This is a genomic window from Williamsia sp. Y853 (assembly GCF_056786495.1).
The window spans coordinates 1061940-1075449 of record NZ_JBXCJC010000001.1 but is presented as its reverse complement, the minus strand read 5'-3'; the positions used below and the strand labels follow the sequence as shown (position 1 = coordinate 1075449).

Below are 13510 nucleotides of genomic sequence, written 5' to 3'. Positions count from 1 at the left end.
GATTTCGAGAACCGATGCCGCCGAGGAAAGTGCTTGAGCACCGCCGAGCGCCCCATTTGACCCCACCCTGGCCACCGTGCAACATGATTCGCGGCTAGCTACTCGTATCACTTCAACTGTTATCTAAGAGAATGGTCCCGACATGTCGCTGACAGCTCAGCGCTCACCCGCGCGTGCTTCACAAGCGCCCGCGGACCGGGGTGAGACTCCGCTGCGGTCGCGAAAGAGACGAAAGCGCAAGAGCTACCGACTTTTCGTACTGTTCGCGCTGCCCAACCTCGCCCTGATCGCAGTATTCGCATACTGGCCGGTGATCGGAAACGTCTATCTCAGCCTGACCGAGTGGGACATGATCGCACCCGAACCACTCTTCGTCGGGCTCGACAACTACACACAGCTGTTCAACGACCCCGCATTCATATCGGTATTGCGCCTCACCCTGATCTGGGTGGTTGCCATCGTTGTTGTCAGCCTGGTCCTCGGACTCGCGCTGGCCTGCCTGTTCAACCGAAATATCCCCGGGCGGGGCGCCGTGACGGCTCTGGCGTTTTCTCCGCACATCCTGTCGGGTGCTGCCGTGGCAGCGATCTGGTTGTTCATCTTCGACCCCAACTACGGGCTGTCCCGCGCCGTGTTCGGTGCATTTGGCGCCACGTCTCCACATTGGACGACGACGAGTGACTGGGCCCTCCCCGCGCTGATCATCGTCTCGATCTGGAAGGGCGTCGGATTCGTCTCCATCGTGTACCTCGCCGCCCTGCAGAATGTGCCGGAGGACGTTCGGGAGGCAGCCCGACTCGACGGCGCAAGTCAGTGGCAGACGTTCCGGCACATCACCTTCCCGCTGTTGTCGCCTACCACGTTCTTCCTGGTGGTGACGCAGGTGATCAGTGCGTTCCAGTCGTTCGACATCATCGCGATGATGACCGGGGGTGGACCCGCCGAAGCGACCACGACGTTGAGCTGGTTCATCTACCAAGAAGGCTTCAAATCATTCAGCGCGGGTACGGCCGCGGCCGGGTCGATGGTGATGTTCGTGATCCTCATGTTCGTCACCGGCTTTCAGATGCGCTTCATCGAGCGGAAGGTTCACTACTGATGGCACTGCTACCCGCTCCTACCGTTGACCTCGATACCGACAAACCCACAACGCGTCAGAAGGTTCGGCGCAAAGACTGGTGGGCCTGGCCGTTGTTGGCCATCGTCGGGTTGATCTTCTTCATTCCGTTCTTCTGGATGATCACGTCGGCGATCAAGCCGGAAAACGAGATCTATCAGTGGCCCCTGCAGTGGATTCCGAGCGAGATCGTCTGGGACAATTTCTCGCGCGCCTGGAACGCGGTGCCGTTCGGCGATTTCTTCGTCAACTCGCTCATCGTGACGTCGATCGGCGCGACCGGAAAAGTGGTGCTCGCCCTCTTCAGCGCCTATGCCTTTGCGTTCCTGGACTTTCCGGGCAAGAAGTGGATCTTCCTCGCGGTTCTCGGCGCCCTGATGGTGCCAGGTCACGTCACGTTGCTGATCAACTACATCACCATCGGCAATCTCGGACTGATCAATACGTATGCCGGCATCATCCTGCCCGGGATGGGCAGTGCTTTCGGCACCTTCCTTCTGCGCCAGCACTTCCTGTCACTGCCCGAGGAGGTGATGGAAGCCGCAGAACTCGATGGCGCCGGGCACATGCGCCGCCTGTTCTTCTTCGCACTTCCCATGTCACTTCCCGCCGTCATTACTGTTGCGTTGATCGCGGTGATCGACGAATGGAACGACTTCATCTGGCCGTTGTTGGTGACCAACACAGTTCAGATGCGCACACTGCCCATCGGTTTGATGTCGCTCAAGGAATCCGAGGGCGTCGATCAGTGGGGAACCATCATGGCCGGTACCACCTTTGTGGTCATGCCCATGCTTCTGATCTTCCTTTTCGCTCAACGATTCATCATCGCCGGTCTGGCCGGCGCCTCGATGAAGCGTTGAAGTACGTCCATCCCGCCAGTCAAGTCAGTCACCGAGGAGTCAGTTCCATGTCCTTGTTCTCTCGTTCGGCGAGTACACCACTCGCGTCCAACGTCAGTCGCCGCGGATTCCTCAAAGCCGCGGGCGCAGTGGCGGTGGCAGTCCCCATCCTCTCCGCCTGCGGCGGCGGAGCCTCGTCCGGATCGTCGCTCGGACAACCAGACGTCAAGGCTCCCAGCCAGTTCGCCGGACGGATCAACACCGTCATCTGGAGTCCATGGGCCGGGAACAATCACGAGGTGTTCACCGGGGTCCTGCAGAAGTTCAATGAGTCGCAAACCGACATCTACGCCGAGGTCCAGCAGTTCGACGGCTACGACGGTGTGACCGAGAAGATCGCCGCCGGCCTGCAGGCCCGTCAGGTCCCCGACATCGGCGTGTTCTCCGATGTGTCGTGGAACAAGTTCTTCATGAATGGAACACTGGAACCACTCGATGGATATTTCGATTCGAGTTTCGGTCCGGCAACGTTCAACGAGCGGCTCTTCAACGAGGGTGTCGTGCGCGGCGAGAGCTTCTGGATCCCGTTCGGCCGGTCGACCCCCCTGTTCTACTACAACAAGGAGATCTTCTCTGCCGCCGGACTTCCCGATCGCGCGCCTGCGACGTGGGACGAGTTCCGCTCCTGGGGCAAACAGATCACCGGCCAGAAGTACAAGGGCAACACCCTGCACATGCGCGCCTACACCGGCGCCGACGACTGGTACATGCAGGGTCTGCTGTGGAACTACGGCGCTTCGATCAGCAATGGCCTGGACGTCACACTCGATTCCCCGGAGGCAATCAGTGCCGCAGAGTTCGATCGCGCCATCGTCAACGACGACAAATCCGGTTATTTGGCACAGGATTTGAACACTGACTTCACCAATGGCCTCGTCGCCACCATCACCAACTCCACCGGCTCCTTGACCGGGCTCATCAAGGGTGCCGAGTTCGAGGTGGGCGCGGGCTTCTTGCCCCAGGGAGTTGCCTCCGGCGTTCCGACCGGTGGCGCCGGACTCGGAATCATGAAGGGTGCGTCCGCTGAACGCAAGGAAGCGGCAGTCGAGGTGCTGCGGTACCTGTCGCAGGAAGACGCGTCATCGACATGGACCGTGGGCACCGGATATCTCCCCGCCACCATTTCAGCCGCGAACTCCGCGAAGGTGAACAAGGTGATTGCCGAGAATCCCAGCTACAAGCTGGCCGTCGACCAGCTCGCAATCGCCCGTCAGCCCGATGCCGTGCGTCGCTATGTGCAGAGCACCATCATCGAGATGCGCACCGCGATCCAGAAGCTGTACGCCGAGAACGCCGATCCGGCGGAGACGCTGAAAGCGACGGCTTCGAAACTCCGCGCCGACACCGAGTCGGTCAAGACCCAATACGACAAGTTGGTGGCATGATCATGCAGACGAAGACGTTCAAAGTGGTCGGTCATCGGGGTGCCATGGCGCACGCTCCGGAGAACAGTGTCGAGTCTTTTCTCCTCGCCGAAGAACACGGTGCCGACGAGATCGAGCTCGATGTACGACTCACGGCAGACGGTGCCGCGATCGTGCTGCACGACGCGACCCTCGACCGGACGGCCACAGATGCCTCGGGGAAGAACCTCGGACCGGTCGCGGACCTGACCTTGGAACAGATCAAGACGGTGATCACCGAATCTGGTTTTCCGACGCTGACATTCGATGAGGCACTGGATGCGACGACAGTGTCCTTGCAGGTGGAGATCAAGGCAACCGAGGTAGTTCCAGAAATCGCCCGGATCCTGCGCGAACGACCGCGAGACGCCGAGCGTGTGCAGATCACCAGCTTCCTGCCTGCAGCCCTGCATGCGGCGGCCCAGCACGCCCCCTCGGTTCCCCGCGGTCTGATCGTGATGGGGTACCCGAGCCTCGAGCGTCATCCGGATGGCATCGAGGCGGTCCTCGTGGCCACCGGATCGAGTTCCTTCTATTGCGGCTGGGAGGGTCTGACCGCCGAACTCGTCGACCAGATGCACGAGGAAGGGTATGACGTGCACGGGTGGCCCATGCGCTCGCCTGCGGACGCCGCGCGCGCTGTCGAATTGGGTCTGGACGGCAGCACTGCCGACGATCCCAGGAATGCCCGCCAATGGTTGGACGCAGCACGAAGCTGACAGCACTCAACCGGCGCCGAGGTCACCCCTATGTGGCGACCTCGGCGTCGGCTTTGTCGGTGCAATGCCGATTCCCGATTGATGACGGGGCCGAAGGCCGTGGGTGCTCGCCCCGCTCAAGTGCCCTTGCGGTCAAACCCGAGTGATTGGTCAATCGCCTGCAATTGCTTCACTTCTACCGAGCGCAGCACCGAAAGAGCCGACGAAACGGCCAGTTCACAGGCGGCGTCGACACTCGCGCCTGCGACGATCACCGCGCGGTGGGCGACATCGAGGGTCATCCCGATCAGCATCGAGGCCAGGACGTCGACACCCACGCCGACGGTGTGCCCCCGGTTGGAGAAGGCGGCGCGGAGACGTTGTGCGAGTCTGGGTTCCAGCGCAGAGGACAGTTGCCGCGCGGATTCGCGGTGTTCTTCCCTGTTGGTCAGCAGCACCCGGAACCCTTCCGGATTGCGACGTGCGTATTCGAACAGCACCTCGACCGAATACCGGGTGTGATCGCCGTATGTCATCTCATCGCCCTGGTCGTAGGCGGCAAGCTTCCAGCTGGTCAGGGTGGTCATCTCCCGATCCAGCACCGCATCGACCAGCGAATCCCGAGAACCGAAGTGCGCGTACAGCGTGACCCGCGATGTGCCCGCCCGATCGGCGATCATGTCCATGGTCGCCCGCCCGGCACCCACATCTGCGATCACCGCCAGCGCAGCATCCATCAGCTCGCTGTCGGTCGGCCGATTCCGGGTACTCCGAGCGGTTTTGGGCCCAGGTGCGGATGACCGCGGCGTGTTCGACACAATCGGCTCCTCCAGCCCTGGTAGCGGTGCGGTCTCAATCGGTGGACACTGTCGCCTCATCGTCAGAGCCATCGACTCTGCCGAAGTATGCAGCCTCAACCGTCTCACGCTGGGCGCTGAGTTCTGCGGCCGGTCCGGCCAATGCCACCCGACCATGATGCAGCACGATCGCCGAGTCGGCGATCGCAAGCGCAAGGTCGATGTGCTGCTCCACCAACACGATCGCCATCTGTTGTTCGTCGGCGATGGTGCGCAGCCGGGGCAGCAGATCCTTCACCGCGATGGGTGACAGTCCCAGACTCAGTTCATCGATGAGCAGGATCTTGGGCCCTGGCAGCAACGCCTTGGCCAGCGCCAACATCTGCTGCTCGCCGCCAGAGAGGTTGCCGCACTTGCGCCCCCGCAGGCCGGCGAGCTTCGGGAAGTACTCGAAGACGACATCGATATCCGCACCGCCTTTGCGGTGTGCCAGTCGAAGGTTGTCTGAGACCGACAGTTTGTGGAACACCCCGCGGTTGTCCGGCACCAGTGTGATGCCGCGTCGGGCATTGCGTTCGACCCGCTTGTCCAACGGTTCTCCGAGCGCTGTGACGGTCCCCGACATCAGCGGCAAGGCACCGACCGCGGCCAGCAGGGTGGTGGTTTTGCCTGCCCCGTTCGGACCGAGCAGTGCCAGGATCTCCCCTGCGTGGATGGTCGCGTCGAGATCCCGGACCGCGGGCACGCCGCCATATCCGACGGTGAGTCCCTCGATCGTCAGGACCGGTTGCGTGACAACAGCTGTGCTCATCCGGCATTCCCCTTCTGCAGCCCGGCGCCCGGCGGGACGTCGATGTCGATGTCGGCGTTGCTGACCTCGGGGCTGCCGAGGTAGGCCGCGATGACCTCCGGGTTGTCCCGGATATCCTGCGGCGCACCAGAAGCGATGACACGCCCGAAGTCCAGGACATACAGGCGATCACACACTTCCAGGACCAACGACATGTCGTGATCGATCAGCAGGATGCCGATCCCGGTGTCGGCGATCCGCCGCAGTTCTGCGCCGAATGCCTTGCTCTCGTGCGTGTCGAGTCCGGCCGCCGGTTCGTCGAGCAGCACCAACCGGGTGCCGCCGACGAGCGCCCGGGCGACACCCACCATCTTCTGCTGGCCCAGGGTCAGTTCGCCCGGCCTGCGATCGGCGACATCGGTGAGCCCGACCATTGCCAGCGCCTCACCGATGGTGGCCGCAGGCGGTTTCGATCCGGTGAAGACGTCGGCGATCAGAGCTCGCAACCCTGGACGTTGCACGGCGACGGCAAGGTTTTCCGCGACTGTCAGGTCGACGAACAGTTCGCCTGCCTGCCACGTGCGCGCCATTCCGGCGCTGCGCCTGCGATGCGGACTCTGCTTCTCGATGCGGGTCCCGGCCAGCGAGACCTCACCGGTCGATCTGGTGAACCCGGTGACGGCATCGACAAACGTTGTCTTGCCTGCCCCGTTGGGGCCGATCAGACCGACGATCTCACCGGCCTCGACCGACAGGGCGATGTTGTCGTTGGCGACCACACCGCCATATCGCACCGAGAGATCGCGAGCCTGCAACAGCGAGGTGGTGGTTTCAGCCGACATGAGAACTCGCTTTCGGTTCGGAGTTGTCGTTCGGTGGCGGCGGTGGTGACGGTTCTGCCGGTGATGACCGACCGAACCTGGCCTTGACGTGGGCCACCGCCTCCTGCACGGCACCGACGACCCCGACCGGATTGAGCACGGCCATCAGCAGCAGGCCACCGGCGGCGATGAGTTGGTAATACTGTCCGAGATCGAGTGTCTGGGTGAGGAATACGTATCCGACTCCGAGAGGACCGATGATGCCTGCGATGAACGCACCCCAGACCGAGGTGATGCCGCCGACGTATGTCATCGCCAGCAGGACCAGTCCGACGATCACCGTGAACGATGCCGCCGACAGTTGTCCACGGCTGTAGCCGATCAGGCAACCACCGACGCCGGCCAGGAAGGCCGACAGGGCGAACCCGAGCAGCTTGGTTGCCGCGACGTTGATCCCCACCGACGCTGCCGCACGTTCGTTGGAGCGGACCGCCAGAAATGCTCGCCCGGTGGAACCGGCCATGAACCGCATGACGATCAGGGTCAGCACCCCGACAACCACCAGCACCATCATCGAGAACTCGACCGTCGTCAGCTCGGACCCCTGCCGCACCGACAGGTCCCAGCCGAACAGCTTCGGGTCCTCGATCAGGTTGCCCTCGAACGGCGTGATCGATGGATTGTTGAAGACGAAACTCTGAATCGCCAGGGCAGCAGCCAAAGTCACCACGGCGAGTTGAGCACCCCGGATTCGCAGGGCCGGAACTCCCACGATCACACCGAGTGCGGTGGCCAGCAACGCCGAGATCAGGATGCTGAAGGGAAAGGGCACACCCCAGTTGGTGGTCACCTTCGACAACGCAAACCCGGCGGTGCCGGCAAAGGCCATGCTGGCCAGTGAGATCTGCCCCAGATAGCCCGTGAGCAACACGAGCGACAGTGCGATGAGTGACAGGATCATCGAGGTCACTATTCCGAAACGCCAACTGCCCGAAGTCAACAGGACCGCGATCACCACTGCGACGATCACCGCGACAACCGGGATCGGGCGAAGCCGGGGAATCGTCACAGCCGGCATCTTCGCCTCCCCGAGGGAGCCACGGGAAGGGATCTTGCCACCGAGCAGGAACAGGGCCACCACCACGATGACAAACGGGACGGCGTCACCGAGTCCGGTCTGCGCCCAGCTCGGCCACCAGTCGAGTGTGCCTGCCCAGAGGATGACCGCCTGGAATGAACCCAGCACAAGGCCTGCAGCACACGCGATCCCAAACGACGTCAGGCGACCGACGAGGGCAACCGCCAACGCCGGGATGATGTAGAACGTGTAGCTCGCCGAGTCCAAACCGATCGTGTACGCACCCAGGACAACTATCAACCCGGATGCCGCACCGGTGATGACCCAGACGATGGCGGCAAGTCGATCCGGCGAGTATCCGGCGAGCCGGGCGGCGAGTTCATCCTCGGCGCCCGCCCGCGTGGCCACACCAAGTGTGGTCAGCTGGAAGTACGCCCAGAACAATCCGGCGATGACAATTGCAGTGCCGGCCAGCAACAGGTCACTGACATTGATGACCGCACCGGCGAGTTCAAATGTCTTCTCGGGCAGTACCGGTAGCGCCATCAGCGAATCGGTTTCGAAGCGAAGGGTCACCAGGGCCTGGATGAAGAGCATCAATCCCACCGAGGCAACCACCTGTGCCAGGACCGGGGCCCGCCGCAACGGCCGGAAGATCAGGAGGTGGGCCAACAGTCCCCAGAGTGCCGCGGTGGCCACACCGATGATGATCGCCGGGACCATCGCCGTCGGATCATCCTCGCTGCCCAGCGAGATACTGCCGATCGGTAACACAAAGGTGCCATCAGTACGCAGTGCGGCAACAACATACACCGCCCACAGGGCTATGGACCCCTGCGCGAAGTTGATGACCCCGGTTGCGGCGTAGATCCCGACCAGGGACGTCGCGAACACGGAATAGATCGCGCCGACTGACAGGCCGAGGAAAACGAACTGAAGAAATTGACTCATGAGACCGTGGCCACCTCATTCCCGCTTGTGGACTTCGTGTGTGGGCACCGATGCAGAGTCTGCACCGAACCGGCAAGGTGTTGCTCCCAAAGCTCTTCCCGCACGACGCGTTGGGGGTTGATTCGGGGATGCACCGCGCGGCGACCGCCGCGCAGCACACCCCCGAATCTGTTGTGCGTCAATCCCGCTACTAGCTGGCGCCCGGGATCATTGCGAGCGCCTGCGGGTTCGGCTGAATCAGGCCACCACCGATGGGTTCGGTCTTCTTGTCACCGGTCACCTCGAAGACGAACATCTCCGTGGTGCAGTTGGGGCTTGTCGCCTTGCCACAACTGAGCACCGGTCCCAGCCAGCTCTGGTAGCCATCGACCGCCTTCAGCGCGGCCAGAACGGTCGGTCCGGTGACCTCGGTCGGTGCGGCCGCACCCAGCGTCCTCGCGAAGTCGACAAAGGTGGAGAAGGTGCCATAGGCATAGAAGCCTCCGTTGCCACCCTCTTCATCGACGTATTTGGCTGTGATGTCGATGTTTTCCTGCATCGGCGCCGGCGCCGAATCCTTGGCAGGCTCGAGCCAGATCGGCGAGTACGTCTGCGCGCCGACCGCCTGCGCACCCATCGTGTCGATGAACTCGGTGCAGGCCGCCAGGAACATCGTGTTCTGGAACCCGACGCTGCGCAGCGACTGCGCCAGCTTGGTGCAGTTGGCATCGGTCTGCGACGTCATCAGGCCGCCGACATCAGGGTTACTCGAATTGATGGTCGAGGCCAGTGCGGTGTAGTTCGGGTTGGTCGCCGAATAGTAGACGCTGTTCACCTCGAGCCCGAGCTGTGCGCCAAGGGGTTTGAGAATGCGGTCAAATGTCTGGTGCGCAGCAGCGACATCGACGTTGGCCAGCGTCAGAGAGTTCTTTCCCTGCTGCTTCAGCGACTGCATGACACCGATCAGGAACGATGCCTGCGGTGGCCCGAAGTAGACCCGATTGTCGGGCGAGGAGCCGGTGACCGAGTCGAACGGAATCTGGCCGACCAACGGGATGTTGGCCGATTGCAGGATGGGCAGGGCTGCACTCGATGCCGCGTCGTAGCCGTCTATCACCGCGACCACGCCGGCCTGCGCGAGTTGATTGGCACAACCGATGGTCGATTCCGGGGACGTGACGTCGACGGCGCAATTCACGACCTCGATCGGCCGCCCGGCGATGCCGCCCAGCTCGTTGTTGATGTAGTTGACTGCCGCCTTCTGTCCGGTCTCGACACCCGGCTGGGTGATCGGCCCGTTGGACGGGTTCAAGAAGCCGACCTTGATCGACTCGCCTACCGCCTTGATACCGCTCTCGGACGGAGACGCACTGCTGTCACCATCGGAATCACTGTCGTCGCTACAGGAGACGACGGAGAAGACACACACCGCTGCGACAAATGCTGCCGCTATTCGGCCGGTTCTCTTGCGCATTTCAATGCCTTTCCCGGCGGCATGTGGTCGCGATGGATATGCGCTGACGACATCGATCCGCACGCGGCGAAATTCGATGTTCGGGCACATTGTTGATCCCGGCCAGATCCTCCGAGTTACACGGGGTTGCAACCGAATAGCGTCTGTGCCATCCGTCGTGCCCAGTCCGGGTGTGATCTGGGCCACTCGAAAAGTAGCCCTTGCCTTACAGCCGTGTCAAGGTGCAATTCGGCGTCGGATCAGCCAATGCGTTTTGACCCGAAACCACTGAGCGCGTGCATAGAATGCCGAGCTCAGGCAGGAGAGATGACCTATCCGGCCCATTCGCTTTGCGTACTAAATGTCGGGGGCTCAAGGCCCTGGTCTCGCGCGCCAAACGGCCGCACAAAGCCCACGAATGATACTGATGGCCGTTTTAGCGTCTATATTCTGTCGAGATCGGTTCGGTGCCTGGCGACCTCGGTCGAGGCCGAGCCGATCGGTGTCGTAGAGATGACCCTTCATCCAGATCCCTGGACATGAAGGGACAGCGGTTGACGAAGAACAGTGGAGCTGCGTGACGTGAAGCGAATAGGCGTGGTGGAGGACCACTCATCGGTGGTGCTGGGACTCAAGGCCATGTTGGCCGACCATCCGGGATTGGTCGTGGCCGCGGCCACCCCGACCGTCACCGAACTTCTTGCTCTACGTGCCGAATTGGATTTGGTTCTGCTGGATCTACGACTGTCCGACGGTTCCTCTCCGACAGCCAATGTCGACGAACTGCGTGGCGCCGGCCTGCAGGCGCTGGTGTTCACCGGGGCCGAGAACCCTTATCTCGTGCGCCTGGCCGCGAAAGCCGGTGTGCTGGGTGTGGTTCGGAAGACCGAGTCAACCGAGGTGGTGGTCGCGGCGATTGCTGCTGCCGCGGAGGGACGCCAGGTCGTGACCACCGAGTGGGCCGCGGCGATCGACGGCGACCCCGGGCTCCACGATGTCGGCCTGAGTCCTCGCCAGCGCGACGTCCTGAGCCTGTATGCCTCGGGAGAGAAGGCAGATCGTGTCGCCCGGCTGACCGGGCTGACGCCGCACACCGTGAACGATTACCTGGCCCGCATCCGGGCCAAGTATGCCGACGCCGGCCGCCCGGCCGGAACCAAGATCGAGCTGTACAAGCGTGCCGTCGAGGACGGCCTACTTCCGATGCCAGAGGCACCGGAGCCATGAGCTGCCAGACACTGATTCACCCCGGCAATCTCGGTGGCGGGGAGAACACCCTTCGTCTCGTCCGAATGTTCGCGCGCTTCATCAGCGTTGGGTATGTCGCCTATCTCGCAATCCTGCTTCCCGCCATCGGCATGTTGGCCCCACGGATGGACTCCTGGTGGACCCCGGTCACCGTGGTGCTGGTCTTCGGGTCGGGGATGCTGCCCGGGGCACTGTCGTTTCGGTCCGATCCGAGGCCCATGCGGATCAGCAGTGGCATTGCAGCAGTGGCGTTTCTGGTCGCGGCGGCAACCTGGCCGCTGGCGTGGAACGGCCCTCACATCGAAGACGGCGACGGTGTCTGGCTCGCCTTCTTCCCGGGCGTCGCGAGCCTGGCCGCCGTCATCGTATGGCCGCCGCTATTGGTGTTCTCGCATCTGGTGATCGGGTGTACCGCTGTCCAGGTGATCAACTTCTATGCCAGAAGTGACACCTCGGCCTGGGTGCTGGTTCCGGAGATCATGTTCGCGATCATGTTCTGCACCCTGTTCGTGGGCGGCGGTGCAATGGCGATGCAGACCGGTCGCCTACTCGATTCCACTACCGAGACAACATATACCGCTGCTGCGATGGCGGCGGCCGGTCATGCTCGCACGGTCGAACGCGAGCGGTTCGACGCTTTGATCCATGACAGTGTGATGTCGACGTTCCTGGTCGCCTCCCGAGGCCAACCCCCGGAGATCATCAGTGCGATGGCGGCAACCACACTCGAAGAACTCGACAACATCAGCGCCGAATCCTGCCCAGACCAATACTTCTCGCCAGAACAGGCGACAACTCATCTACGCGCGGCCTGTGTGGACGCCGACCACCAGGTCTTGTTCCGCGTCTCCGAGGAACCAGATCAGAAAGTGGCAGCTCTGCCCGCCGATGTGGTCCGCACGATGGGATCAGCATTGTCAGAAGCGTTGCGCAACAGCCGGCTCCATGCCGGCGCTGAAACCACCCGCACCGTGGATGTCAAGATCGCCGACACCGGACTGGGTGTGGTGGTGGCCGACGACGGCACCGGTTTCGATCCGGCTGCTGTTGCCCCGCATCGCCTCGGTATCGCGGTCAGCATCCTGGGCCGAATGCGCAACCTTCCTGGCGGCACTGCGCACCTCGATACCCGGCCTGGCACCGGCACGCGGGTGTATCTGGGATGGGAGAGTCGATGACACTGTCCCGGACCACAATCGACGACCCGAAGTCGGTCGGTGACGCGGGTTCACTCCTGGGACTCCACACGCCCGCCGCGCGAATTCTCGTGGCGGCATACGTTGTCACGTTCGCGGTGGTCAGTTGGACGGATCCACCGGCAGGCGGCTTGTGGTACGAGTTCGCCGCATGGATTGTGGTCAGTATCGGTGCGATCAGTCTGATCTCCATCCCTGGCGACCCCCTACCGAAACCGGCAGCACACTGTCTCACCGTTGTCGGTCCGATTGCCGTCAACCTCAATTTCGTGAAAACAGCACTACCCCTCGAAGGTCACCTGCAGCTGTGGACGCTGGGCGCGTCAACGGCCATTTACGCGTACATGGCTGTTCGTGGGCGCCCTCTGTTGGCGTGGATCGGGATGGCGGCGACTCTGGTCAGTTGCATGGTGTGGGCGGCGAAGGCCGGAGAAGGTGCGCTATACGGGCTCTCTATTTCTGTCGTCAATCTGGCGCCGCTGCTGATGGCCACATTCTTCGCGTGGACCATCCGTCCGGCGGCCCGCAGCATCTTCGAACTCCGCCGTGAGGGGACCTTGCGCGTGGCAGCCGAGGCCGCCGGAAAAGCCATTCTCGAGGAGCGCGATGCCAGGCTCGCCGAACTCGACGAACTGGCCCGGCCACTCCTCGAACAGATGGCAGAACCCCGGCCGCTCACCGAAGATGAACGGCTCGCGGCAAAACTCGTCGAAGCCCGGCTCCGTGACTCGCTGCGGGCACCCGCGCTCGACCTGCCCCGGATCGCGGACGCCGCCCGGGCTGCCCGCTCCCGCGGGGTCGATGTGGTGTTGCTCGACGACCACGGCCTCGACACCACGCCCCCGGAGGTCTGCGCCGAGATCCATCGCGCCGTCACCGACGCCCTCATGCGCGCAGATGCCGGAACCCTCACCATCCGGATCCTCCCGCCGCACCGAGATGCCCTGGTCACGATCTTGCACAGCACACCCGACGACACCACCCGGGTGGAATACGGCCACAACGGGCAAGCGCTGGCACCACGCCTGTGAGTCACCCGCCCTAGCTGTATGACCAGGGAGGGGTGAACGGTGTGGC

General features: G+C 62.8%; 12 protein-coding genes. 7 read left to right on the top strand and 5 right to left on the bottom strand.

What is annotated here, in order from left to right; all coding sequences use genetic code 11:
• The first annotated feature begins 142 nt into the window (after window positions 1-142).
• From AC1TPF_RS05270 to AC1TPF_RS05255, 4 genes are read left to right on the top strand one after another with little or no spacing between them, the layout of a single operon-like run.
• Entirely contained in the window at window positions 143-1099 is a 957-nt protein-coding gene (locus AC1TPF_RS05270; RefSeq protein ID WP_482136170.1) for a carbohydrate ABC transporter permease, read from the top strand.
• Entirely contained in the window at window positions 1099-1980 is an 882-nt protein-coding gene (locus AC1TPF_RS05265; RefSeq protein ID WP_482142962.1) for a carbohydrate ABC transporter permease, read from the top strand. Before AC1TPF_RS05270 ends, AC1TPF_RS05265 begins: the two co-directional genes overlap by 1 nt.
• A 47-nt stretch (window positions 1981-2027) precedes the next feature.
• Window positions 2028-3404, top strand: a complete 1377-nt coding sequence (locus tag AC1TPF_RS05260) for an ABC transporter substrate-binding protein (RefSeq protein ID WP_482136172.1) — start codon at window positions 2028-2030, stop codon at window positions 3402-3404.
• Window positions 3401-4141 (top strand): glycerophosphodiester phosphodiesterase, encoded by a 741-nt coding sequence (locus AC1TPF_RS05255; protein WP_482142960.1) that lies wholly within the window; start codon window positions 3401-3403, stop codon window positions 4139-4141. The genes AC1TPF_RS05260 and AC1TPF_RS05255 overlap by 4 nt, the downstream gene beginning before the upstream one ends.
• 116 nt (window positions 4142-4257) lie before the next feature.
• Here AC1TPF_RS05255 and AC1TPF_RS05250 read toward each other — a convergent pair whose 3' ends face one another.
• The 5 genes from AC1TPF_RS05250 to AC1TPF_RS05230 all read right to left on the bottom strand — a co-directional run bounded on the left by AC1TPF_RS05250 (window position 4258) and on the right by AC1TPF_RS05230 (window position 10010).
• Window positions 4258-4938 (bottom strand): TetR/AcrR family transcriptional regulator, encoded by a 681-nt coding sequence (locus AC1TPF_RS05250; protein ID WP_482136174.1) that lies wholly within the window; start codon window positions 4936-4938, stop codon window positions 4258-4260.
• A 34-nt stretch (window positions 4939-4972) separates the two neighbouring features.
• Window positions 4973-5728 (bottom strand): ABC transporter ATP-binding protein, encoded by a 756-nt coding sequence (locus AC1TPF_RS05245; RefSeq protein ID WP_482142958.1) that lies wholly within the window; start codon window positions 5726-5728, stop codon window positions 4973-4975.
• Window positions 5725-6549, bottom strand: coding sequence for an ABC transporter ATP-binding protein (locus tag AC1TPF_RS05240; protein WP_482136176.1), 825 nt, complete (start codon window positions 6547-6549; stop codon window positions 5725-5727). Before AC1TPF_RS05240 ends, AC1TPF_RS05245 begins: the two co-directional genes overlap by 4 nt.
• Complete coding sequence (locus AC1TPF_RS05235) at window positions 6539-8557, bottom strand: ABC transporter permease (protein ID WP_482142956.1); 2019 nt, start codon at window positions 8555-8557, stop codon at window positions 6539-6541. The genes AC1TPF_RS05240 and AC1TPF_RS05235 overlap by 11 nt, the downstream gene beginning before the upstream one ends.
• 190 nt (window positions 8558-8747) lie before the next feature.
• The gene (locus AC1TPF_RS05230; RefSeq protein WP_482136178.1) at window positions 8748-10010 is read right to left on the bottom strand and encodes an ABC transporter substrate-binding protein; all 1263 of its coding nucleotides are present in this window, start codon (window positions 10008-10010) and stop codon (window positions 8748-8750) included.
• A gap of 561 nt (window positions 10011-10571) precedes the next feature.
• On the opposite strand from AC1TPF_RS05230, the gene AC1TPF_RS05225 reads away from it, so the two are divergent.
• The 3 genes from AC1TPF_RS05225 to AC1TPF_RS05215 are packed head-to-tail and all read left to right on the top strand — an operon-like array spanning window position 10572 to window position 13464.
• Window positions 10572-11216 carry a helix-turn-helix transcriptional regulator gene (locus AC1TPF_RS05225; protein ID WP_482136179.1) on the top strand — a complete coding sequence of 215 codons (645 nt, stop codon included), beginning with the start codon at window positions 10572-10574 and terminating at the stop codon, window positions 11214-11216.
• Window positions 11213-12415 (top strand): sensor histidine kinase, encoded by a 1203-nt coding sequence (locus AC1TPF_RS05220; RefSeq protein WP_482136180.1) that lies wholly within the window; start codon window positions 11213-11215, stop codon window positions 12413-12415. The genes AC1TPF_RS05225 and AC1TPF_RS05220 overlap by 4 nt, the downstream gene beginning before the upstream one ends.
• Window positions 12412-13464, top strand: coding sequence for a hypothetical protein (locus tag AC1TPF_RS05215; RefSeq protein WP_482142955.1), 1053 nt, complete (start codon window positions 12412-12414; stop codon window positions 13462-13464). The genes AC1TPF_RS05220 and AC1TPF_RS05215 overlap by 4 nt, the downstream gene beginning before the upstream one ends.
• Window positions 13465-13510: the final 46 nt, after the last annotated feature.